We start from the raw sequence: 23067 nt of genomic DNA, 5'->3' as shown, positions 1-23067 counted from the left end.
GGTCGCAGGTGTAATTCCACTCAATGACCTCGCCGGGCTTGACAAAGTACACGCCGCAGCCGTAGTTGGGATACCAGTCGTTGACACAGTACATCCAGCCGCTCCAACGGCCGCCGTCAAACTCATAAAGGTTGTTGATGCCATCCACATAGCAGCCACTGGACGTGCCGCCCCGATAGGACATGTGGATCTTGTACTTTTCACACACAAAGGCGAGGACGTCGAAAACCGTGTCGCCCTCCTTCACCTCCACCGTGGTTACCGGCAGGATCACGCCGGAGGCCGGGACGATGCCCGCCCACNCTGGACGTGCCGCCCCGATAGGACATGTGGATCTTGTACTTTTCACACACAAAGGCGAGGACGTCGAAAACCGTGTCGCCCTCCTTCACCTCCACCGTGGTTACCGGCAGGATCACGCCGGAGGCCGGGACGATGCCCGCCCACTTGCTCTCCAGATGCATACCATTATTCACCGCCGTATCGCAGCGAATGGTAATGGTGACGGTGTTTTTCTTGCTTTCGGGCTTCTGCTCAGGGGTAGGCGCGGGGGTGTTGCTGTCCTCGCCCTTCTGGTCGTCTTTTTTATTGTCATCCTTTTTCCCGCCGGAGTTGGACGGCTTGTTGGCGGTATCCTCCTCCGGGGTGGTAGAAGGCGTCTGGTCTGTCTTATTGCCCTTGTTGCCCTGCGGTGCATCTCCGGAGCCCTGGGCATAGAAATCCGCCACGCTGTCAGGCTTGCTGGGCGCGGTGGGGGCCGTGTCCTTCTTGCCGAAGCTGAAGGCCTCCGTAAACCAGGAATACCACGGCTTTTCCTCTTCGGGTTGGTCGGTATCCTCTCCCACATAGTCAAGGCCTAACTGTCCGCTATTGCCGGCAGTGCCGGTCTGGGCGCAGGCGCACAGACTCGACAGCATCATAATTGCCAGCAGGAACGCGATGATATATCTCAGATTCTTTTTCATGTCAATTCTCCTTCAGCCGTTAGGGCTGTTGATTTTGAGGATGCGGGAGGGGCCGGCAAACCCCTCCCGCTATGGAAAAGACAACGGCATTTGCCGTCTCGACTTGCCTTTTGCGGATTTGAGGATGGGGGACGGGGCGGCTTAAACCCCGTCCCCCTATGGAAAGCTGACAGTCTCCGTTCAGACTGTCTCGGCTTGACTGGGGTTAATTGCTGCGGATATTGTATCAAGTACGGCTTCAGCGGAGGTCTCTGCCAAGGTGAGAGCCTTTGCTTCAGCCTCCGCCTTCTTCTTCGCCGCCCATTCTGCCTTAGCAGCCCGCTCCGCACGCTTTTTGATAGCCTGCTCCTGTTTTCGCTGCTCGGATTGCTCCAGCTTGCGCTGCCGCTTCTGCCTTCGCTCCTCACGGAACAACGGTTCTTGCTTCACCTTTTCCGCCTTATAGCGAGCGGTGTCGCGCAGCTTGCGCATGGAACGAGGCTGCGGCAGCTTTGCCGCCGCCATCGCGGCTGCCCAGCTGCCAAAACGCTGCTCAATAAACGTACCGCCATCCACTTCGCTGGGGGATGGGCTGTGACCCAGTGAGATGGCGCACCGGCTCAGATACCGCGCCAGCTGCGGCAGCGGCGTATCTGCGTTTCGCTCGGCAAATGCTTCGTCACGCGCTTCCAGTGCTGCTACAGCCCTTTTGACTATTTGGTTTTGCGCCCACGCCTGAAAATCAATGGGACGTCCGCCGCGTTGAGACATAGTAACACTCCTCCTTATTACGAAAAAACGCCGGACAAGCCCCTTCTCAGGGGATGACCAGCGACATTTTGGCAAGAAAAAACGCTGACAAAATCCGTCAGCGCATACTCCTGCCCTCGTCACAGCGAGAGAGCGCCACTGTGTACCAAAGATCCTTGACCGTGCAATTCTCCTGCCCTCGCGCCACAAGGCTTTCGCCTTTCGTACATGATCTACCTTCTCAGAAGCTTCCTCCCAATGGCGGTATTACCCAACAGCTTTCGCCGCTTCGACCATTTCCTTGCGCTCACAGTGCCGTCCGCAGAGGGTTTCTAACCCAAATTCCTTCTAGGCTGCTGCCTGATCTTTTGCACATAAAAAGATCTTTACGACCAACACAGCCACACGGTGTCACCGGATCATATTTACTTGTCTGATGCAAATGAATGATGCTGCTGCGGTTTGTGCATACTGCAAAGTGTCAGCACACGCTCTGGGTATTTCGTAAATCATATACAATTCACGACAGAAAAGTTACCGCAATTCCATCTTTTACTATACATTGACTTGCCAAAAAAGTCAACAAAAAATGCAGGAAAATTGTGAAAAAGCAAGAACTATCTGAATTGCGATTCAAATTGCTTTATATTGTTTCCATCATCTGGAAGTTCAAAAGAAAGGATACCACGGCATCTTGTTAATTGCCGTCACAAACACCGTCAGAAAGAAGGGAAGATTACTATGCCACGTCGCGGAGAGAACATTTACAAACGAAAAGATGGCCGGTGGGAGGGTCGCTATATTCGCGGCCGAACACCTGCCGGCAAGGCGGAATATGGGTATGTTTATGCCAAGAGCTATGCCGCCTGCCGTGAGAAGCGGCGAAGGATGGAAGATGCGCTGCCACAGAAGCCTATGTTGACAGGTGAAATGTCGGTATGTCAGGCAGCGGATTTTTTCCTGTCCGAGCACCGCGGCGCACTGAAGGCCTCAACGATTGGGCGTTACGAGTATATGATACGGCACTATATCGTCCCTGAACTGGGAACGCTCTTGCTGCGTGATCTGACGGCGGAAAAACTTTCTGCGTTTTTTTCGCGGCTGCAAGATAGAGGTTTGTCATGCAAGAGCACAAGGGATGTTGGCGTGCTGCTGAAGACGATCTTCAAGGTTGCAAAAAAGAGCTGCCATTGCGATTGCCCCGGCAGAGAGGCGGAGTTGCCCGCGTACCGCAGCAAGAAGATAGAGGTGTTTTGCAATCAGGAAATCTCCTCATTGGCACGGAAGATCTTGGCATCGCCAGACATGACAGGGCTGTGCGTGCTTCTGGTTCTGAATACAGGGCTGCGCCTTGGTGAGATCTGCGCTCTNTGCCCGCGTACCGCAGCAAGAAGATAGAGGTGTTTTGCAATCAGGAAATCTCCTCATTGGCACGGAAGATCTTGGCATCGCCAGACATGACAGGGCTGTGCGTGCTTCTGGTTCTGAATACAGGGCTGCGCCTTGGTGAGATCTGCGCTCTACGCAAAAGTGACATTGACTTCCGTTCAGGCTTTCTGCGAATTGAGCGCTCGGCTGCCCGTGTGCGGGATGCTTCCGGAACACATTTGGTGGTTCAATCCCCTAAAAGCAGCAGTTCTGTACGTCTTGTGGCAATTCCCAATGATATGCTGGAGTTGTTGAAAACAGCCACACAGAATATTCAAAAAGATAACTACCTGCTGACCAATACGAACACGCCAATGGAGCCTCGCACACTGCAATACCGGTATCGGAAGCTGTTGGAACGCTGCGGTACCCGCTATCGAAATTTTCATGCTATGCGGCATACCTACGCGACACGGTGCATGGAAAGCGGCGTGGACATCAAGAGCCTCAGCGAGCTGCTGGGCCACGCTGATATACGGACGACATTACAGACCTATGTGCATTCCTCTCTGGCACATAAAAAGCAGGCGGTGCAGAGTATATGCTTTCTCCCGATTGAAAGTACGTGGGGCAGTTTAATTCCGTCAAAAATTCCGTCAGAGATGCCGCAAAGCGATGCGCTGCAAAGACGTGCAGACGCAGGGGTCGTGAATTGTATATGATTTACGAAAAACGAACTATCCCTCATGCAGCCGTAGGCACAGATGCCTACGGCTTTTTTGTTTTGCAGGCAAGGCGCGATCCGGCTTGCCGCATCGTGACCGGGACTAATCATCCGGTTATCAAGACCGTCTGGGATAGAACTGCTCGCCGACCCACTCTGCGGTCAGCTCTTTCGGATGCAAGACCAGCGTGGGCGTATGGCTCTCCACAGCAAAAGCAAAGGCTCTGTTTTCCCCACTGTCCGTTGCTGACATATCCGCATCATGGACATATAGTACCACATCGGCAAGGTCGATGATCTTCCTATAGGCTTGCAGCTGTGCATCCGGCGTACCCACGGGACACACGACCGAAATAAGGGTGCATTTTTCCAGCATAGTAAAATAGCGTTCCCGCAGATACGGTGCCCACTTTGTGGCCTGTTCCTCGTGTGGTGTGTAGCAGAAAAGCATCAGGTCTTGGTCGGCGGTTTCCCGCAGACCATTGACGATCTCGGCTGCGTAAAGACCTACGCCGCAGTCACAGGCGGTCAGAAACTGTGTCACACCGCGCTGATGCAGCACCATGATCTGCTGTGCCAGCTCTATTTTCAGTTTTTGGCAGCGGTCATCTTCCTCGTCAAACCCCCACGGAAAGCGCATGGGGTGCTGTCCCATGACTGCACAACGGTATATACGTCGGTATTCTTCCAAAGCAGTCACACCTTCACAAGATTATTGTCGCAATAAATAATACGACAATAATTATTAAAATGCAACGATTTTCCAAAGTATAATAAACGAAAAATCCAAGGTGGTGAAGTTGTGACAGACATTCTTGAAATCATTAAGCAGAATCGTGAGGCACGGGGATGGTCGGAATATCAGCTTGCTGAACGCTCTGGCCTGCCACAGTCTACCATCTCCTCGTGGTATAAAAAATCTATGACGCCATCGTTTGCATCGCTTGAGAAGATCTGCGATGCTTTCGGTGTTACATTGTCGCAATTCTTTGCGCAGGACGACATTCGTGTGGCTCTGACTCCCGCGCAGCGTGAGATGTTGGATAAATGGAATTGCTTGACATCCGCGCAGCAAGCAGCTTTGGCCGCACTCATGGATACGATGATATGAATGGATAAGCCGGTTCTCGCGGCAAAGAAGCGTTTTCCACCTGTACGCCCCGGCAGCTTTCCGCTACAATAGCCTTGTACTTAAGGTCATTAGGCATTGAGGACGGAGCAGAGCAGGCACGGGATGGGTGATTATGCCCAGCAGAGTATATCAGCATGGCCATGACCCCCGACAAAATCTTGAAGGGGCGAAACGCAAATAAACCGATGAAAAAAGATGAAGGGTGTATCAGCTGGTACATCCTTCATCTTTTTCGCTATTCTTCTTTTGCTAATGTTTGCGTATGCAGGAACACATCCATCAGCATTTTCCCATCCTCGCGGTTACTCCACCAGTACGGGCGCAGAAACAACAGAGCATTCTCCAGCCAAACATAATCGTCCCTGGTCAATGTATGACTTTGAAGCCCTGCACTGATCCTGATATACGATTCTCTTACTCTTGCACTGGCACGGTCACGCACAAGATAGCTGTTGAGAAAGCCGGTGATGACAGATATTTCCTCATCCGTATAAAACATGGCGTCCCTCCTGAATTCAATCACACAGGGCAAAGTATAGCATATTTTCTTTGCATCCACAAGCAGTCCCGCCTTTTCTGGCCTTACTGTAGCAGGCGGCGCACGGAAAGGCAAAACAGGATACCGAGCTTTCGCCCTCACATATGTGCAACTATGAGCTGTATAAAACAGCAGGCCGCGGCAACGCCGCGACCTGCTGTACCATTATGAAAAAACAACTTGTCGTCTGATTCGTCCAGCTTGACCACGCTCAAGTCGATAAAAACATTCAGTGACGGCGCGGAACGCCGCAGGTATTCGTGTCCTCCGTCCACAGCGCAGGCACCGCACGGGCAAATTTTGAAGTCGTGCAGGGAGACGGACTCGATAACCTCTCCACATTTTTTGCATTTGATGGCGTTTTTGATCACCATGGATTCCTCCCGCAAAAGTGTGCAACCATTGCACACTTTTCCCTCGCCTCAGTCACGCGCTCTGCTGCACAAAGATGCCCTCCTCATCCCATGTGACTAACCGGAAATTGTAGGGACGGCCATCAGGCGCGGACAGCCCATTGAGGATGTCCAGAAGCTCCCGTACCTCAGGCGGGTGATACCGCGCGATGAGAATTGCCTCATCCACAGGCTTGTTGTCCAGCGCACAGCCGTCCACATACATGCGGAGCTGGTATAAATCCAACGCCTTCGTCTTGCCCGCCTTGGCTTCATAGATGGTCACGCCATTGACGCAGCCCACAAACAGGTCTACTTTCGCCTTCAGTCCAATTTTCTGAAACACCGGCTCCTCGCGGCTCACCCGCAGGGCATCGGGGTTGTTCTCACACTTAGCCGCCAGCTCCTTGACGTAGCGGGCTTCGATGGTGTCCGCGTCCTTGGGCGGCGCGGACACATAGGTTGCGATCCAGCGGAACAGCTTGTTCAGGCGCGGGTCCGCTTCACAGAAGGACGTCTTTGTATTCTTGGTGGCAGGCAGTGCGGCGGAGTTGTTCGTAATCAGGTCTACCTGCACCAGAAAGCGGTTCTGGCTGGGGTGAATAGCCTCGCCCCAAACACGGTCGAACAGTCCGTGCTCAATGGCGCGCCCGTTGATGCGCAGCTCTACACCGCTGGAGGCCATGTTGCCCTTATAGTAAATGGCATTGCTCTTGGTAGGGAGGATATTCCCATACCGGCAGTGGATGGTCAGCTGTCCGCCGCCCAAATCATAGGGGACATTCTCCAGCCGTTTCATGGTTCCCTCCTCCCATGTGGGCTGCAGAGGCTTCAGAATGTGGCACTTCTCTGTGCCGCCGTTGATCTCCAGCACCTTCATTGTGATGCTCGTATCTGCCAACACGCCGGCGTAGATATACCGAAGTTCCTCGATGGCATACATCACGAGATGGTGGAAATCAGACTGCGCCGCCTTGCGGTCGGGCTTCACCGTCTGGAACTTTGCCATGGGGCAGCGGACGGTAACAGCGGTGCCGGTCGGGTAGGGCAGACCGCCGGCACCAGGGTAAAAGAACACCTTCATGGGCTGGTCCTCCTCAGACGTACCCATGGAATAGGGTGCCGTGACCTCGCGGTACTGGTTGGCAGCCGCGTCCTTTTTCGTCCGCGTCCGGATGCTCCACTGCTGGCTGGGGCTGCTGTCGCAGGACGCCAGCGCGTGCTTTAGTCCGAAGCCGTGCTCGTTCAGCGGCGTCTGCGCCCCGTCCCGGCAGGCGATGGTCAGCGCACTGTCCAAATTGGTGATGCCCGTGCCGCCGTCCACCACGCTGATTTTCACTGCATCGCCCAGATTTTCGAAGGACACCACAATCGTCATGGAGAGGTCGGGGTCGTCGCTGTTGGCACGGAGATTGGAAATCGCATCGTCCGCCAGCTCGCAGATAGCCTGCGCCGCGCTGTTGAAATTGTCACCGATACCCGCGAAAAGTCCATACCCAGTGGGGTTGTTATGGATAATCTCTTCCGCAATGGGGTTGTTGTTCCTGTTTTCCATGGTTAAAGCTCCTTTCCGTTACTTTGCGCTGCGTGTAACAGCGTCCCGGCGAATAGCGTCTGCGACGATGCGCAGCAATGACTGTTGGCGGATGACCTCCCAACAAAAGGACTCAATCAGGGTGTCAGGCGTCACGCGCAGGTCAATGCAAACCTGCAGCAGCTCCATCCAATCGTCCTCGGTCATCTCCACTTCGATGGTGTTCTTTCTGTTTTCGTCCATGTCCGTACTCCTTTGTTTTTGATAAACAAAACACCGTGCAGGATATACCTACACGGTGCGTTGGAGATACGGAGCATTCTTTCGGCAAGAGAGCACTTGCAAACCCTTCAAAAATAGGGTATACTTCTCCCTGCGGTGCGGAATTTTCCGTTGTGTAGGTGGTTGCTTCACCTGCGCAGGTCATAGGGAGTTGGCGCTCCCTGTGACTGCCGTTGTTTTGTTTTCTATAGCTATTATATCATATTGGGGACAATATTCAATTGGCAAAGTCCACAAATATTGGGTACATTATATGTGCAACTTGTATATTGAACCCAGTATAGCTTTTCGGTTAGAATAGTACTGAACTGATATAGTTTAAGGAGGCCATTATGGCAGTTTCAAAAGCGCAGCAACGCGCTGTGAATAAGTACGTCAAGAACAACTATGATGAAATAAAGCTCCGCATGCCCAAAGGCAAGAAGGAAATCATTCAGGCGCACGCGGCACAGCGCGGCGAGTCCGTCAACGCCTACATCAACCGCGCCATCGACAAGGCCATGAGCGAGGACGACTCCTCTACCTGAACAGACAAGGCAGGTGATCTGCGCCATCGGCGCAGATCACCTGCTTCTTTAAGAGACTCTTTCCTGCAGCACCTTACACATGGTATAGTGGCGGTACTGGAGGTGCGATGCGGATGAAGACAACAATAACCTTTGAATTGGAAACCAACATTAGGGAGCAGCTGGCGGCCATCTGCTCCCGATATAATCTGTCGCTTGAAGAGGCATTTACTTCTTTTGCAGAGGTCGTCGTCCAAGAAGGAAGGTTTCCATACGACATGGAAGTGCCTAACGCGGTGACTCAGGCAGCGATGGCTGCCGCTGAGAAGGGCGAAGGGCTGTCCGGCACATTCGACTCCGCGCCTGAACTGATGGTCGCTCTGGGCTATACACGGGGCAATTCGAGACGCTACACGCTCGAAGAACTGGACAACGAATAATGATGCCGAGATGAACCGCTGCAACTTGCCCGTGGACTTTGAAGCCTATCAGCAGACCAAGATGAAGGGCATCCCCGTGACACGCTACGCTGCAGAGAGAGGGGTTGCAGGGGATTGTGCCACCAACTATCGTGTCAAATTTCCGCCAATCGTCGGAAAAATATTTCGCCAACTATCGGAAAAAACATTGCATAATCCATAATCAGTGCATATAATAAAGCTAACGCAAAGGAAGGCGAGGTATCCCGAATGAAGAATTACAGGAAAAGAATTGCTGACGATATTCTGATGCGGAAGCTGGAAGGCAAAGGTGCGGTACTGATCGAAGGTCCTAAGTGGTGCGGTAAAACCACAACTGCGGAGCAGCTTGCAGCCAGCATTTTATATATGGACGACCCGGAAAAGAAGGCGCAGAACATCACGATGTCCGAGTTGAACCCCAAGCGGCTGCTGAAAGGCGCGACACCAAGACTGATTGATGAATGGCAGCTTGCTCCAAAGCTTTGGGATGCCATTCGTTTTGAGGTTGATCATCGCGGCGAGTTGGGACAATTTCTCCTCACCGGTTCTGCCGTTCCCGCCGATACCAAGGAGATTACACACTCCGGTACGGGGCGTTTTACATGGTTGACGATGAGGCCGATGAGCCTATATGAATCCGGGGATTCAACAGGTGAAGTCAGCATAAAAGATCTGTTTGAGGGAAATACGGAGGTAGATGGAGGTTCAGATTTAAGTATCGACCGTTTGGCTTTCCTCGTGTGCCGGGGCGGTTGGCCGCAGGCTGTGGATATGCGTGATGAAATTGCTTTGGATCAGGCGACTGATTACTATGATGCAGTTGTACACTCGGATATTAACCGTGCCGACAATGTACAGAAGAATCCAGAAAGAGTTCGCAGGCTCATGCGCTCCTACGCAAGAAATCAAGGAGGCCAGGTGCCGAATACGGTGCTTGCACAGGATATTTCGACAAACGACGAAGTGGCGATCAGCGAAGAAACGGTTGCTTCCTACGTAAATGCGCTCAGAAAAATCTTTGTTGTAGAGGATATGCCTGCATGGAACCCCAATCTACGCTCCAAGACTGCGATTCGCTCATCAGATACCCGGTACTATGTTGATCCGTCTATTGCTGCTGCCGCTCTAGGCATCGGCCCGAACGATTTGATCAATGACCTGAAGACATTCGGCTTCCTCTTTGAAACACTTTGTATCAGAGATCTTCGCGTTTTTTCCGATGCTTTGAACGGAGAGGTTTACCACTACAGAGATAAAGACGGACAGGAATGCGACGCCGTTATTCATTTGAGAAACGGGAAATACGGGCTCGTTGAAATTAAGCTCGGCGGCGACAGGCTCATTGAGGAGGGCGCGAAAAGCCTGAAAGCGATGGCTGAAAAAATTGATACCGATAAAATGAACGCGCCCGCCTTCCTGATGGTCTTGACCGGAACCGGCGATTTTGCCTATCGCCGTCCGGATGGCGTGTGTGTCGTCCCTATCGGTTGCCTGAAAAACTGATGCCGCAACACATCTGCGCGGTTTTCGTGCAGATATGAGCAAAACTCGCTCATAAAATGTGATAACGCTTGAAAAACTCGTTCATTTTTTGTGGCTTCGATGTCATCTGCAGCGGCTCTATGCTGGGCATCAACTACAGGAAAATCGAAAGCAACAGTGTAGGCTACAAGACGGACTATGAGATGTTTTCACTGGACTTCGAGGAATTTCTGTGGGCAAAGGGGTATGATGACAGCTTCATCGCGGAAATGCTCGCCCATATGCGGACTCTGACGCCCTTCAATGAGGTAGAGATGTCTGTGTAGCGAGCTGTTTCTGGATTACTGCATCTTAGGCGGAATGCCGGGTTCAGTGCTTTTACTGGGAACTTAACTGAGGTTTGGGATGGTTGACGTATAATATGTTTTTGGGTATAATTAGGATGTGGTAGTGAAAAACAAGTTGACGATGGATACCGTGCGAATCATCTGTACTATCAGCGGGATAGCTGGTCTTACCCGATAGAGGTTCAGCTTTGGTGTGGCCGAGACTTTTGCTTTAACATTTGGAGTCATCAATACGCATATAAATATAGTTCTGAAACGATTGGGCTGCACATGCGAGAATTGTTTGATGCAGGTGATATCCAAACGGAGCAAGCATTTAAGAATAAACTGAAGGAGTTGACAAGCAGAGATGGGCGATAAGACGTTTTTTGTTGTGGCCAAAATTTTCGATAAGCAGGGTTGTATTGCCTATCGCTGCAAAACCCCGCGTGAAGCGAGGTGTTTACCGGGGACACTGGAGTCTGTGAGAGCAGACGGCGTACAAATCGTTGTACTCGACAGCCCGGACATCTACGCGGAGTATGCGCCTTATCAGTATGTCGATGATATGAAGACATTCATTGACATGGTATGTGATATGAACCGCGTTGCTTAAACAGTGAATAACGGCGGAGAAGACCACCCTGTCGGGGTGGTCTTCTCGTTGTGTGAATCAGGAGACTTCTCAGGCACACAAAGGTATGCGGCTCTGCACGAAGCTCGTGAGGACGGAAGTGCTGGCCGTGCCAGAGCTATGAAGAAAACGCGCATCGCGTCGAATAATGCTAGATTTATAAAAATATTCGTGTCGCTTTTTGCGAATATCTCGCTCGCTATTGTTGATTTTTACACGAATATCTGCTATACTCTGGTCAGCACCTTTAAGGAGGACTGCTTATGTATAGAAAGATTATGGGCTTCTTAGAAGCGTGGAAAGAAAATGAACACCGCAAGCCCCTTATTTTACAGGGCGCAAGACAGGTCGGAAAGACCTATTCCATTCTGGAATTCGGGCGCACCCACTATGAAAATGTGGCATACTTCAACTTTGAAACCAATCCAAAGCTGAACGAAACCTTTGAGGAAAATATCAGCCCCGATTATCTGATACCGATTTTGTCCCATATCGCAGGTCAGACCATCGTAAAGGAAAAAACGCTGATAGTCTTTGACGAGGTACAGCTTTGCGGGAGGGCGTTGACTTCGCTCAAATACTTTTGTGAGGACGCTCCAGATTATCACATCATCGTGGCAGGCAGCTTGCTCGGCGTTGCGGTCAACAGGGCGAAATTCTCTTTCCCCGTAGGAAAGGTCGATATGAAAACGCTTTATCCTATGGATATGGAGGAATTTTTGTTGGCTCTCGGTGAGGGCAATTTGGTAGAGCAGATTAAAAAGTGCTTTCAAACCGATACGCCGCTTCCCGTTGCCTTGCACGACGCCGCAATGCAGCTTTACCGTCAGTATCTTGTAGTTGGCGGCATGCCAGAGTGTGTGATGCAATTCGCTGAAACAAAGGATTATATCCTTGTCCGCCATACGCAGGATACGATACTTGCAAGCTATCTCAATGATATGAGCAAGTATAATAACTTGAATGAAATCAAGAAAACCAGACTTGCCTACGACAATATAACCGTTCAGCTCTCAAAAAAGAATACCCGTTTCCAATATAAGCTGATTAAGAAAGGCGGACGGGCTTCCGAATTTGAAAATGCGATTGAATGGCTTTGCCTGTCTGGTATCGTGTCACAGGTATACAAGGTGGAGCAAATCAAAAAGCCCCTTGAAAACTACCGTGATATTGATGCGTTCAAGATTTATGTGTCTGACTTAGGACTGCTTTGCGCCAAAAAGGATTTAGCCGCCAATGACATTCTCTATATGGTCGAGGAAATCAACGACTTCAAGGGCGGTATGGCGGAGAACTATGTTAATGTGCAGCTTACCATTAACGGCTACCACACCTATTATTGGGAGTCCGAGCGTGGGGCTGAAATTGATTTTATCATTCAGCGTGACGGGCAGCTCATTCCCATTGAGGTCAAGTCTGCCGACAACACCAAAGCCAAGAGCTTAAAGGTCTATATGGACACCTACAAGCCCGCTTATGCAATCAAGCTCTCTGCCAAAAACTTCGGCTTTGAGGACAACAAAAAAATCGTTCCTCTCTATGCCGCGTTTTGTATCTGAGCCATTTCCTTGTGGAACTTATCGCGGCATATCGCCAATCGGACTGCTTGGAAGAAGTGCTCCTGCGAGGATCCACCTCGCAGGAGCACTCTTTTGCTTCAGGTGTCGGGAGAGCTGTGTGCGGCAGCGGGCCGCCGGAAGCCTCAGACGAGGCGCAGTAGGCGCGGAACTGCCCGTGTGCGAGAAAAACTATACCCAGCTCTGCGGCATGGCCCAGCGGGGCTCTGCGAAAACTCGCCGTTTCGTGCAGCAGCAAAGCCATCTCTTCTGCCGTTTCGTGCAAATATCGACATATTTAACTTGCCTTTTCGTGCAGACCTGTGCTAAACTATGGAAAACAGCACGACTTTGAAAGGCAGGAGGAATCGGTATGCTGAAGCGGAAGATTTATGACGACCTCGTTGCGTGGAAGCAGCGAAGCGGCGGAACGACAGCTCTGCTGATTGACGGAGCAAGGCGCGTTGGCAAGAGTTTCATTGCCAAGGAGTTCGCAGAAAACGAGTATAAAAGCCACATCATTATTGATTTCGGGAATGTCCCGAAGGATGTATTGGATATCTTTGAAAATGACAGCACCGACCTCGATATGTTTTTCGCCAAGCTGTCCGTTTTCTTCGGGGTCCAGCTCTATAACAGGGAGTCCCTCATCGTGCTTGATGAGGTGCAGCAGTTCACCCGCGCACGGCAGCTCATCAAATACCTTGTGGCGGATGGTCGCTACGATTATCTGGAAACGGGCTCTCTCATCCGGCTCAAGAAGAACGTCAAGGACATTATCATCCCATCGGAGGAGGAACATCTGGAGATGTTCCCCTTGGACTTTGAAGAATTTCTGTGGGCACTGGATGATGAGGTCACCGTTCCGTTTATCCGGCGGGCATTCGAGGCGCAAAAACCCTTGGGTCAGGCGGTGCATCGAAAGGTTATGAATAGCTTCCGGCAGTACCTGCTGGTAGGCGGGATGCCCCAGTCCATCCTCGCCTACCTGAACGGGAAGGACTTTGCCGCTTCCGATATGGCGAAGCGAAACATTCTGCGACTCTACCGCGACGATGTCTCCAAGTTCGCAGAGGGATACGAGGATAAGGTCTATGCTGTTTTCGACGGTATCCCCGGTCAGCTATCCAAAAAGGAAAAGAAATATCGGCTGAGTTCGCTGGGTGAAAATGCACGTTTCCGTTCCTATGAGGATTCCTTTATCTGGCTGAACGAAGCGATGGTAGTCAATACCTGCTTCAACGCCACCGACCCCAATGTAGGGCTTGCCCTCAGTGCCGACCACGCCACGCAGAAATGCTATATGGCGGACACGGGATTGCTGGTGACACAGACATTCATGGATAAGAGCTATACAGACAACGAGCTGTATAAAGCCATCCTTTTTGACAAGCTGGACGTAAATGAGGGCATGATTTTGGAAAACATGGTAGCGCAGATGCTCCGATGCCGCGGACACAAGCTCTACTTCTACTCCCGCTGCGATAAGGAGCATCGGGAAAACCATATGGAGGTCGATTTCCTGATTGCCGAGGGCAAAAAAATAGCCCCCATCGAAGTGAAGTCCGGCAGCTACCGCAGCCACGCATCATTGGACAAATTCCGCGCAAAGTTCTCCTCGAAAATCGGTGAGAGCTACATCCTTTACACTAAGGATGTTATGCGCTCCGATAACATCCTTCATCTGCCCATCTACATGGCAATGTTTCTGTAACCATATGCAGCCGACTGCCATCTTTGCGAGGGGTGATCCGCGCAGCGGATCACCCCTCGCCTTCAGCAGTGGCCAGAAGGAAATCTATCTCTTCACCGAGAGCCGCGCGATAAAAGGCCATTTGATGCGGAAAGCAGAAAACAGTGATGGGCTTTCCCACCCGCATCAGTGCCGCATTTTCCTTCAGCACGTGAATCGTTATCAGCGGCCCTATTGTGATGTAGTTGCCGGTAACCGGGTCTATCAGCGGGCACACCGTAGATATTCTCGTTGCCGCGTTCCCCGGAATCGTACCCTTCTCCGTGTTCTTCGCATAGCCTGCCTCGCTTATGCTTTCACTGCACGCTGCCTTTAATTTGTGGTAGCCCCAGTTTTGGATATATTCCAAATCTCTCATCCCTTCCCGGCTCATCGGCACGACATAGCGCATACCCCGCGGCACCACCTTGCCGGGTTCCATGGCAAGTGTCCTGCTCAAATCGCGGGGCTTGCGAACCAGCAGAATACAATCGTGCCCCATATCCTTTGCGGTATGCATCCCTCTGAGGACAAAGTCGTCAAACAGTGCTCGCTCCTTGTTCACCACGCTCGTGCCCCATGACAGTCCCCCCTGCGGCACGACGTATACGGCTGCCGGCATACCGCCGTGCACAACAAACCCCACATACCGGGCAAAGCGTGCAGCCATGCCGTTACCCAGAATGTCCCTCTTTATCTCCAGTACATTGTAGAAGCTGCGGTCATTGCGAGCATCCAGCGGCGGTAAAATCTCCGCAAGGCAGCTTGCTAACGAGGGCTTTCCCTCTTTCATGTTTTCATCGAATACAAGAGGGCGGGTCTCGTAGCCTGCCGCGATAAAAAAGCAATTGGCTCCACTTAGATCCAGCCGCCTGTCCAACGGAATTCGCCGCGTGCAGCTGCCGCCTTTCAAATTGACCTGCCCAACGATTTCTTTCGGCACGCTTGCCAGCCACGGAAAGAGTGATGCGCCATGCGTAAGCAGAAACAAAAGCCCTGCATTTGTGAGGCCGCAGACATGGCGCATCCGCGGGCGGTTTCTTCCGTCGATCCGCACCGTCACCTCGACAGTTTTGTCCTCGATGAGACCCTTGTCTTCCAGCTCGCGTATCGTGCGAACTCCTGCGTCAGCCGTCCGCGCAAAAATAGCAAGGTCATCGCGGCGCACCTGACCGCAAAGGGCAAGTGCGCACAGCATACTGATTTTTATTTTAGAAGGCGTATACATTGTGGTGCTCCTCTCCTCAATCTTGGTCAGCCGCCCCTGAATAAGCCGTATCTTATAAACAATTTACCCTTTTATTCGGGCGGCTGCCATGTGGGTAAAGTATCTTCCGAATTGTCCTATTCGTACAGAGACATTGTCATTCCCGCACTTGCAAAACTGCAAAGCCCTTGTGCTTCAGCGGGTTTGCGGGTCTGCCGTCTTGTCTGAAATGCGGCATCCGGAATGACCGTGTTTTAGTGCGCAAAACGCTCTCGCGGTGGTGTGATGAATATGTGGTCAAATATCCATTCCGCTCCGCAGTCGCGCCGTCCACATTTCGATAATATCTTCAGGCGTGGGGAGTGCGCCGTCCATCGCCGAAACCGTGATGTATGTCCCTGCCGGGAGGAGCTCGGATGCCCTCGTAAAGAAGCGGAAATCCGCATAAAATCCATCATCGCCCGCCTCAAAGTGAGAGCAGATTTCATCGGTGATCGCTTTGGTATTATGGTTATCGGAGTCCAGATGTGGGGCAGCTGCATCTCTGTAAATGAAGAGATACATTATATTCTTCTTGGAAATTTTAGGCAGCTTTTCCTTCACGGAAAGCATCGCTCCGCGCACCGTTTCCACGAACATCGGCGTGTCAAAGATAGCGCGCTTCTGCCCGCTATTGATTACACCATGGGCGCGGATGGAGGGCAGCATAGGCATCCGAACGAGCAACATATTTCCCTCGACAAAAGCGTCAAACGCATGTGTTTCACGAGCAATTTTCCGGTAGAGCTGCGTGCATATTTCATCGGGGGGCAACATTTCATCTGTGCCTAATCCTGCCCTGACTGCGTCAATTTTGCCCATGAGCGTGAGCGTTCTCAGGAGGCTCCAATATGTGTTGTTGTCCAATTTTTCAATGACACTTTCTAACGCCCTTGCCACTGCCTCAGCATATTCCTCATCGGCGAATTCGGCGTTTGCCATCCGTTGAATGGACTGCATTTCAGAGAAAAATCGTATCAATGCCTGCCCGATTTTCTTGTTTAGCGTAAGCAGATTCTCGGCGTCATCATTGATGTTCCGGGTCAGCAAGCGCAGCTTAAACATCGCCTCAGGTACGCGGTAAGCGGTGTGCTGCGCACCGTCTGCGCGGTTCGAAGCTGCCGGCGTACTGGGCTTCATAGGCGGTAAAATGGGGGCAAATTGCATGTTGGAAACCTCCCTGGCATTAGGCACATGTCCCCTTTGGGACTGTGCCAGACACGTTGTTTTGGGGCAGCGAGTTTTTCCCGTTGTAGATCACTACCATAGAGGGAAACGGCGCGGGGTCGGCGGCGTTTCCCTCGTCATCCGTGAACCGCAGCCGTCCACGAATAAAGCGAATTTCCGCTTTTCCGTAAATGTAATCGTGAAAGTATGCCGTATCCGTCCGCGCTGGGATAAGCAGGACGATGGGATATCCGCCGTGTGCTTCTTCGAACGCCTTTTGCACCCACTTGCCAATTTCCCGACCATACGGTGGGTTGCAGAAGACAGCACCGCCGCGATCCCAACTTTGCGAAAGTCCGTCCGTTTCGGGGGTATAGTACAGACCGCACTTTGCCGTTTTATCCGTTGCTGCGGGGTCGAGCACAAAATCAAATTCGGCGTTTAGCTTGTCAAAAAAGTCCTGCGGCGTGCACCAGCACATGCTTTTGGAGGATAACAATGCCTTATTCATTCTGCACACCTCGTCCTTTCAAGTAAGTGTGCAGAAATATCTTTACAGCCTCGATTCCTCCGATGATTTCTGCTATATTCGAGTTGATATTCAATGGGTTTTACTAATGATTGGCTCATGCTGGACTTGCCCATATCAGCATAATATATAAGCCCTTCAAAAAATGAAACGGAGGCTGCGCACTTCTCCAGCTTCTCCACGATGCGCTTCGCACGCTGACGAAAAAGTAATCTGAGTTCACGGTCAGAAAAAAGCTCCTCCAATTTTCCTGCCAGTTCGCCGATGCGCTTCTTAACTGTGTTATAGCAGCGGTTCACCTTTTTTGCGATGGCACCGATGCTCCAGCCGAGGATATGAAACCGCATGATCGCACGGTTTTCCTTCCTCCGCTTCGCAGCGGTACGCGCATCCCGCGCCTGATTTTTGCCCCGCTTTTTTGCCCCTGTGGGCACGACCGAAATACCGATGGCAGTCTGCTCATCAGCGGTAAGGTCCAATGCAGTTATGATGTAGGCGTTTTTCATTTTGTAGTGTTTTTTCATTGCAGTCGAGAGTAATGAGCGCACCTCACGTTCTAACAGAGAAGGTTCTAATTCTGTATTGGCTTCCAGCGTCAGCCGAACAGAATCTTCATTTGAATATCCTGCCATCTGATAAGCGGAGAATAGAATAAGTAGAAAGTAGTCCCGATAGCCCTCCCAGTTTGTGCGCAGTTTCAGCAGCTTCAGCAAAGCATTTACACGCAGCTCTCCCGCAGCCTGCACAGCAGAGGGGGCGAACTGACAACAACGCTTTGAAATTACTGCCCCTTTGCCTGAGCGATATTCCGCCGTATCATACTGTTCAGTGAGTAGAATTCTCCGCCTGTGAATAATCTCATAGGTGCAGTAGGTGCTAGAATACGTATTGAACGTTCCGGGAATACGGGTCAACCCGGCTATGTTCGCACTGTAGCTCCCATCGACAGAATATTTGGTAAGCTTGAACCCAGCGATTAAGTCTCGGATGACCTCGCCATAGTATGCCGAAACCGCCCGGTGCATAAATGTTAACTCAGCCGCGCATTGCTCAATAAGCCATACGAGATGAAACCCTCTTCCGCTGTAAATGATTATATTCGGAACAGGAATCCCCGCCAGCTCCGGCAACGCGTGGATCAGCAGCGAGCGCATACGCTCCGCTTCTGCGAAACTCGGCGTTTCACTATGCGCATCGACATCTATCCAAATAGCATTTATTGCAAATAAGTTTCTACTATCCCACGTCTGTGCCTTGCTGAACTGCGCCTTCGTGATATAATAGTCTGCATTTGCCGAAACGTGCATCTGCGACAACCATTCGCCCGCCTGTTCCGCAGGAACACTTGCCACAGTCTCCATTGTAGTTGTCCCCTTGGGCCGGCGCACAATTGTCACTATGCCCTTATATTCGGGACGATCTGCTGCATAAATGAGGTCGGCGAAAGTCTTTACGTCGGCTTTGGGAGAATTGTGATTCGCTTGCTTGATGGGATATTTTGTGGGATGCTGGGTACGGAAGGCCTCCTTTTGAGCCTTTGACCATGAGGGAATGAGCATGAATTTTCTCCTTTGTATGATGGATACAAAGGCAGCCATGCACCCTTAAAAGAGCAAAAAAATTGTCGTGAAATTTGTCGTCAAATGCTTCACTTTGTCCACAAATTTGTCGTTGCAGAAGAGAGAGCAATGATCTCAGATGGAGACAAATGAGCACAAAGAAAAACGCCAGAAACCGTTGTGGTTTCTGGCGTTTTGCAGGTAAACGGTATAGACTCAGCGCTTGCTGAACTGAGGTGCGCGGCGGGCGGCCTTCAGACCGTACTTCTTGCGCTCCTTCATACGAGGATCGCGGGTCAGGAAGCCGGCCTTCTTCAGGATGGCGCGGTACTCGGGGTTCACCAGCAGCAGGGCGCGGCTGATGCCGTGGCGCAGGGCGCCGGCCTGGCCGGACACGCCGCCGCCCTCGACGGTGGCAACGATGTCCACCTTGCCCAGGGTGTTGGTGGCGTTCAGAGGCTGACGGACGACCATCTTCAGAGTCTCCAGACCGAAGTACTCGTCGATGCTGCGGCCGTTGATGGTGATGGAGCCGGTGCCGTTCTCAAACAGGTGCACACGGGCGACGGAGGACTTGCGGCGGCCAGTGCCGTACTTGTAGGGATTCTTAGACTGATACATTCTCTTTTTCCTCCTTACTTGACCAGCTCGGGCTTCTGAGCCGCATGGTCATGCTGCTCGCCGGCGTAGATGTGCAGACGCTTCAGGGAATCCTTGGTGACGATGTTGCGGGGCATCATGCCGCGGACGGCCACGCGCATAGCCAGCTCGGGCTTGTCCTGCATCAGGATGCGGTACTTGGTCTCCTTCAGACCGCCCACCCAACCGGAGTGGGTGCGATAGTACTTCTGCTCCATCTTGTTGCCGGTCAGGACAGCTTTGCCGGCGTTGATGACGATGACGTTGTCACCGCAGTCGGCGTGGGGGGTATAGGTGACTTTGCCCTTGCCGCGCAGCAGGTCGGCGACGATGACGGCGGTCTTGCCCAGGGGCTTGCCGGCGGCATCCACGACGTACCACTTGCGCTCAATGTTGGCCTTGTTTGCCATGAAAGTGGACATGGTGATCTTCCTCCAATTTATATTATAATGTGTGCTTTACTTTTTCACGCGCCCTTGTTACAATCGGGGCAGAGAAAACGCGCTCAGCGCGCAGGATTATTTATACCACAGTGCCGGCGTGTTGTCAACACCGATTTGATTTACGGCATGAACATCTTGTGTTTTCTCTTATTTTCTCAATTATACTCTCGTTTTCTCAAATCGCAATTTACATTTTCAGGAGGCATGACCGTGCAGCACATATTGGGACTGGTCCGCCGCTGTGTGGAGGACTACAACATGATCGAAGCCGGAGAGACCGTGGCCGTGGGCGTCTCCGGCGGCAAGGACAGCTTGCTGACGCTGACGGCCCTGGCCCGGCTGCGGGCATTCTATCCCAAGCCCTTCCGGGTGGAGGCCATCACGCTGGAGACCGGTATGCCGGGGATGGACTTCTCCCCGGTGGCCGACTACTGCGCGCAGCTGGACGTTCCCTATACCCGCATCTCCGTACCGGTATACGACATTGTGTTCAACGAGCGAAAAGAAAAGAACCCCTGCTCCCTGTGCGCCAAGCTGCGGCGGGGCAGCCTGCATACGGCGCTGACGGAACGGGGGATACACAAGATCGCGCTGGGGCACCATTACGATGACGCGGTGGAGACGCTGCTGATGAACCTGCTGTTCGAGGGGCGCATCGGCTGCTTCCAGCCGGTGACGTATCTGGACAGGACGGACATCACCCAGATACGCCCGCTTCTGTACTGTCAGGAGGCGGACATCCGCCGCATGGCGGCGAAGCTGGCGCTGCCGGTGGTGAAGAACACCTGTCCCATGGACGGCCACAGCCGCCGGCAGGAGGTGAAGGAACTGCTGGCGGAGCTGGAGCAGCGCTATCCTGATCTGAAGAAAAAGCTGTTCGGCGCCGTGCAGCGCTACCCGCTGTATGGGTGGGATCTGGAAAAAATGGAGAAGTGAGCGGCTTTTGTAAGACGCGCAAATCAAATTTTGAGAGGTGTTGATCAGATGGGAGTATTTGGTTTTTTCAAAAAAAGAAAAAGCGAATTATCACGCGAGCAGAAAAAATGGAATAAAATGTGGGATCTGTGGACGGAAAACCGTGCGGACACCCCCTATGCAGAGGTGATGACCTATCAAAGCGAGGTCAATAATGGCGGGCACGATCAGTATTTCCTTAATGTTGAGCAAACGGGCGATCTGCAAGCGGAAATTTCGATTTTGGAGAACGTCTTATCCGAAGAACTGCGAAGCAATTTGCTGACCGCGTATGATGCATACCAGATGCTGGCTGATAAGGAGTCAGACGAAGAATGGGAGGCAATACTGGAACGATGCGACGATGTCTTTTTCAAAAACGAAGAGGAGATCAACCGCATTCTAAAAGAGTATGCCTCTAAAATTGAGTTGTAGCTTCGCGTTTTTTTCGGGTGGTATCTGGAAACGATGGAGAAATAAACGGCTTTTGTGAGGCTCGTAAATCAGGTCTGGAGGGTTTCCGATGATAAAGAATTTAATGTATATTGAGTTAAAATCTGGATATTCCGATGATGGCCCGGCATGGATCGGCTATGTAAAGACCTCAAAAACCAGAAAGACAGTCTATTTTAATGACCATGCTTTTCAAAAGGCCATAGGCGGCAGTTCAAACTACATAGACGTTGAAAATGGCGATAGGTATTGGATCACCGGTTTGAAAAAAGATGAGAGCAATCGCCATTGGGCGGGACACGGAAAAATCACGATCGACCGCAGAGCTGTTGAGGAATACCTTGCTTTGGTCGGGGAAAAAGAATTGCCATTGAGTTTGTTTGAGGTGGCTGATATGGAGGATAAGTTCCCTGTTGAACGAGCAAACAGACTGTTGAACGGAATAAAGTGAAGCCTTCCTCCCTATGTAACTACACCAGCACCCACTTCACCAGCAGCAGAAGCCCCAGCCCCGGCAGGCCCAGAACACCCACCGTCAGTGCGTTGAACCAGTTGACGCCCAGCGTCAGCCCGGTGACGGGGGCGGTGCTGTTCAGTAGCCACAGGACACCCAGGCCCAGGGCACTGTTCAGCGCCACCCGCAGCGCCAGCTTCAGCGGCTTGCGGAACAGCCGCACCACCGCCACCAGCAGGAACAGGCCCACCAGGGCCAGGGATACGATCTCTATGACGGACATACCTCTCCCCCCTTTATCGCGCCGGCAGCCACACAGGGCGGCGCGGACGGCTCCGTCTTCGGCACCGGCACCGCGTGCGGGATGCCGGAGGGCACACTTTGGCCATTCTGCTCCTTAATACGGCGCAGCAGGTAGTTGCTGCGGGCTTTCAGGGCGTTGATCTCGAAGATACAGGCGTCGATGAGCTCGCTGTCGCAGACATAGTCAAAGCGGATATAGGCCTCCTTCAACGCCTGGGTGGTGCTGTACAGTTCACGCTCCAGTTCACGGAGCGTCGGGTCTGTGCTGTGCTTCTTTGCCATAGGGTTCCCCTCCACATCAATATTGTACGTCCAGTTTACGCATTTATGCCCGGTTTCAAACAGGGGCGGCCTGTCCGCCCGGAAAGGACAGCTATGGAACAGGAATATTTCATGCAGCAGGCCCTCGCTCTGGCACAGGAGGCCGCTGTCCACGGCGAGGTGCCGGTGGGCTGCGTCATCGTCCGCAATGACGAGATCGTGGGCCGCGGCCGCAACCAGCGGGAGGAAAAGCAGGCCGCCGTCTCTCACGCAGAGATGGAGGCCATCGCCCAGGCCAATGCGGCGCTGGGCAGTTGGCGGTTGGACGAGTGCGACCTGTATGTGACGCTGGAGCCCTGCCCCATGTGCGCTGGGGCCATTCTTAACGCCCGCATCCGGCGGGTGTACTACGGCGCCCGGGATGAGGTGATGGGCGCCTGCGGCGGCGTGCTGAATTTGTTTATGGAGGGCTTTCCCCGTCCGCCACAGCTGGTGGGCAATGTGTGCGGCGACGAATGCCGCGACGTTTTGCAGACCTTTTTCCAGAAAGTTCGGGAGAAAAACGGCGAGAATACAAATCGTTCGGCGAACATTGTTGAAGATTTCACAGATTTTTAATATTTGTAACCGAATTTTTTTCACATCTCCGCGATATCCTAATCATGCAAGAAACAAAAAACTTTTTTCATCTTCTCTTC

The 23067-nt window shown here is 52.2% G+C and carries 29 protein-coding genes; 14 read left to right on the top strand and 15 right to left on the bottom strand.

Annotation, left to right across the window (positions count from 1 at the left end):
• Nucleotides 1-184, bottom strand: a 184-nt coding sequence (locus ACOMDU_RS09175) for a DUF4430 domain-containing protein (RefSeq protein ID WP_421130036.1), incomplete at its 3' end; no start/stop codon positions are given.
• Between the two features lie 961 nt (nt 185-1145).
• Nucleotides 1146-1715 (bottom strand): homing endonuclease associated repeat-containing protein, encoded by a 570-nt coding sequence (locus tag ACOMDU_RS09170; RefSeq protein WP_421130035.1) that lies wholly within the window; start codon nt 1713-1715, stop codon nt 1146-1148.
• A 720-nt stretch (nt 1716-2435) separates the two neighbouring features.
• Here ACOMDU_RS09170 and ACOMDU_RS09165 point away from each other — a divergent pair.
• Both ACOMDU_RS09165 and ACOMDU_RS09160 read left to right on the top strand, forming a co-directional pair.
• Nucleotides 2436-3092 carry a tyrosine-type recombinase/integrase gene (locus ACOMDU_RS09165; protein WP_421130034.1) on the top strand — a complete coding sequence of 219 codons (657 nt, stop codon included), beginning with the start codon at nt 2436-2438 and terminating at the stop codon, nt 3090-3092.
• 29 nt (nt 3093-3121) lie between these two features.
• On the top strand, nt 3122-3784 hold the full coding sequence (locus ACOMDU_RS09160) for a site-specific integrase (RefSeq protein ID WP_421130033.1): 663 nt from the start codon (nt 3122-3124) through the stop codon (nt 3782-3784).
• A gap of 120 nt (nt 3785-3904) precedes the next feature.
• Here ACOMDU_RS09160 and ACOMDU_RS09155 read toward each other — a convergent pair whose 3' ends face one another.
• On the bottom strand, nt 3905-4477 hold the full coding sequence (locus ACOMDU_RS09155; protein WP_421130032.1) for an SLOG family protein: 573 nt from the start codon (nt 4475-4477) through the stop codon (nt 3905-3907).
• Nucleotides 4478-4588: 111 nt separating this feature from the next.
• Between ACOMDU_RS09155 and ACOMDU_RS09150 the strand changes: the two genes are divergently transcribed.
• Nucleotides 4589-4897 (top strand): helix-turn-helix domain-containing protein, encoded by a 309-nt coding sequence (locus ACOMDU_RS09150; RefSeq protein WP_421130031.1) that lies wholly within the window; start codon nt 4589-4591, stop codon nt 4895-4897.
• Nucleotides 4898-5153: 256 nt separating this feature from the next.
• Here ACOMDU_RS09150 and ACOMDU_RS09145 read toward each other — a convergent pair whose 3' ends face one another.
• The 4 genes from ACOMDU_RS09145 to ACOMDU_RS09130 form a co-directional block, all read right to left on the bottom strand.
• Nucleotides 5154-5417 (bottom strand): hypothetical protein, encoded by a 264-nt coding sequence (locus tag ACOMDU_RS09145; RefSeq protein WP_421130030.1) that lies wholly within the window; start codon nt 5415-5417, stop codon nt 5154-5156.
• 137 nt (nt 5418-5554) lie between these two features.
• Entirely contained in the window at nt 5555-5830 is a 276-nt protein-coding gene (locus tag ACOMDU_RS09140) for a DUF7695 domain-containing protein (RefSeq protein ID WP_421130029.1), read from the bottom strand.
• Between the two features lie 52 nt (nt 5831-5882).
• Nucleotides 5883-7403: an ATP-binding protein gene (locus ACOMDU_RS09135; protein WP_421130028.1), complete on the bottom strand. Its 1521-nt coding sequence runs from the start codon at nt 7401-7403 to the stop codon at nt 5883-5885.
• Between the two features lie 18 nt (nt 7404-7421).
• The gene (locus ACOMDU_RS09130; RefSeq protein ID WP_421130027.1) at nt 7422-7625 is read right to left on the bottom strand and encodes a hypothetical protein; all 204 of its coding nucleotides are present in this window, start codon (nt 7623-7625) and stop codon (nt 7422-7424) included.
• Nucleotides 7626-7996: 371 nt separating this feature from the next.
• On the opposite strand from ACOMDU_RS09130, the gene ACOMDU_RS09125 reads away from it, so the two are divergent.
• The 7 genes from ACOMDU_RS09125 to ACOMDU_RS09095 all read left to right on the top strand — a co-directional run bounded on the left by ACOMDU_RS09125 (nt 7997) and on the right by ACOMDU_RS09095 (nt 14343).
• Nucleotides 7997-8191: a hypothetical protein gene (locus ACOMDU_RS09125; protein WP_421130026.1), complete on the top strand. Its 195-nt coding sequence runs from the start codon at nt 7997-7999 to the stop codon at nt 8189-8191.
• A 113-nt stretch (nt 8192-8304) separates the two neighbouring features.
• Nucleotides 8305-8610, top strand: coding sequence for a type II toxin-antitoxin system RelB/DinJ family antitoxin (locus ACOMDU_RS09120; RefSeq protein WP_421130025.1), 306 nt, complete (start codon nt 8305-8307; stop codon nt 8608-8610).
• A gap of 249 nt (nt 8611-8859) precedes the next feature.
• The gene (locus ACOMDU_RS09115) at nt 8860-10134 is read left to right on the top strand and encodes an ATP-binding protein (RefSeq protein WP_421130024.1); all 1275 of its coding nucleotides are present in this window, start codon (nt 8860-8862) and stop codon (nt 10132-10134) included.
• Between the two features lie 68 nt (nt 10135-10202).
• Nucleotides 10203-10439: a hypothetical protein gene (locus ACOMDU_RS09110; RefSeq protein ID WP_421130023.1), complete on the top strand. Its 237-nt coding sequence runs from the start codon at nt 10203-10205 to the stop codon at nt 10437-10439.
• A 370-nt stretch (nt 10440-10809) separates the two neighbouring features.
• The gene (locus ACOMDU_RS09105; RefSeq protein WP_421130022.1) at nt 10810-11055 is read left to right on the top strand and encodes a DUF6718 family protein; all 246 of its coding nucleotides are present in this window, start codon (nt 10810-10812) and stop codon (nt 11053-11055) included.
• 281 nt (nt 11056-11336) lie between these two features.
• Nucleotides 11337-12632, top strand: coding sequence for an ATP-binding protein (locus ACOMDU_RS09100; RefSeq protein ID WP_421130021.1), 1296 nt, complete (start codon nt 11337-11339; stop codon nt 12630-12632).
• A gap of 370 nt (nt 12633-13002) precedes the next feature.
• Nucleotides 13003-14343, top strand: a complete 1341-nt coding sequence (locus tag ACOMDU_RS09095) for an ATP-binding protein (protein WP_421130020.1) — start codon at nt 13003-13005, stop codon at nt 14341-14343.
• A gap of 49 nt (nt 14344-14392) precedes the next feature.
• Here ACOMDU_RS09095 and ACOMDU_RS09090 read toward each other — a convergent pair whose 3' ends face one another.
• The 6 genes from ACOMDU_RS09090 to rplM all read right to left on the bottom strand — a co-directional run bounded on the left by ACOMDU_RS09090 (nt 14393) and on the right by rplM (nt 19923).
• Entirely contained in the window at nt 14393-15589 is a 1197-nt protein-coding gene (locus tag ACOMDU_RS09090; protein ID WP_421130019.1) for a hypothetical protein, read from the bottom strand.
• A 276-nt stretch (nt 15590-15865) separates the two neighbouring features.
• A complete protein-coding gene (locus tag ACOMDU_RS09085) occupies nt 15866-16774 on the bottom strand; it encodes a hypothetical protein (RefSeq protein ID WP_421130018.1) in 909 nt (302 codons plus the stop codon).
• Between the two features lie 19 nt (nt 16775-16793).
• A complete protein-coding gene (locus tag ACOMDU_RS09080; protein ID WP_421130017.1) occupies nt 16794-17285 on the bottom strand; it encodes a DNA N-6-adenine-methyltransferase in 492 nt (163 codons plus the stop codon).
• Complete coding sequence (locus ACOMDU_RS09075; RefSeq protein WP_421130016.1) at nt 17282-18862, bottom strand: hypothetical protein; 1581 nt, start codon at nt 18860-18862, stop codon at nt 17282-17284. The genes ACOMDU_RS09080 and ACOMDU_RS09075 overlap by 4 nt, the downstream gene beginning before the upstream one ends.
• A 216-nt stretch (nt 18863-19078) precedes the next feature.
• A complete protein-coding gene (rpsI, locus tag ACOMDU_RS09070; protein ID WP_321045745.1) occupies nt 19079-19483 on the bottom strand; it encodes a 30S ribosomal protein S9 in 405 nt (134 codons plus the stop codon).
• A gap of 14 nt (nt 19484-19497) precedes the next feature.
• On the bottom strand, nt 19498-19923 hold the full coding sequence (gene rplM, locus ACOMDU_RS09065) for a 50S ribosomal protein L13 (RefSeq protein WP_321045744.1): 426 nt from the start codon (nt 19921-19923) through the stop codon (nt 19498-19500).
• Between the two features lie 225 nt (nt 19924-20148).
• Between rplM and ACOMDU_RS09060 the strand changes: the two genes are divergently transcribed.
• From ACOMDU_RS09060 to ACOMDU_RS09050, 3 genes are all read left to right on the top strand, one after another.
• A complete protein-coding gene (locus tag ACOMDU_RS09060) occupies nt 20149-20880 on the top strand; it encodes a tRNA 2-thiocytidine biosynthesis TtcA family protein (protein WP_421130015.1) in 732 nt (243 codons plus the stop codon).
• Between the two features lie 48 nt (nt 20881-20928).
• Nucleotides 20929-21333: a DMP19 family protein gene (locus ACOMDU_RS09055; RefSeq protein WP_421130014.1), complete on the top strand. Its 405-nt coding sequence runs from the start codon at nt 20929-20931 to the stop codon at nt 21331-21333.
• Between the two features lie 88 nt (nt 21334-21421).
• Nucleotides 21422-21802 (top strand): uS9 family ribosomal protein, encoded by a 381-nt coding sequence (locus tag ACOMDU_RS09050; RefSeq protein WP_421130013.1) that lies wholly within the window; start codon nt 21422-21424, stop codon nt 21800-21802.
• A 19-nt stretch (nt 21803-21821) separates the two neighbouring features.
• Here ACOMDU_RS09050 and ACOMDU_RS09045 read toward each other — a convergent pair whose 3' ends face one another.
• Nucleotides 21822-22088 (bottom strand): pro-sigmaK processing inhibitor BofA family protein, encoded by a 267-nt coding sequence (locus ACOMDU_RS09045; protein ID WP_421130012.1) that lies wholly within the window; start codon nt 22086-22088, stop codon nt 21822-21824.
• Nucleotides 22076-22390, bottom strand: coding sequence for a DUF2508 family protein (locus tag ACOMDU_RS09040; protein ID WP_421130011.1), 315 nt, complete (start codon nt 22388-22390; stop codon nt 22076-22078). Before ACOMDU_RS09040 ends, ACOMDU_RS09045 begins: the two co-directional genes overlap by 13 nt.
• Nucleotides 22391-22483: 93 nt before the next feature.
• On the opposite strand from ACOMDU_RS09040, the gene ACOMDU_RS09035 reads away from it, so the two are divergent.
• Nucleotides 22484-22987, top strand: coding sequence for a nucleoside deaminase (locus ACOMDU_RS09035; RefSeq protein ID WP_421130010.1), 504 nt, complete (start codon nt 22484-22486; stop codon nt 22985-22987).
• Nucleotides 22988-23067: the final 80 nt, after the last annotated feature.

This window comes from Vescimonas sanitatis, from assembly GCF_049060325.1.
Lineage (GTDB): Bacteria > Bacillota > Clostridia > Oscillospirales > Oscillospiraceae > Vescimonas > Vescimonas sanitatis.
The sequence above is the reverse complement of the archived record's forward strand: the minus strand, read 5'-3'. Positions and strand labels throughout refer to the sequence as shown.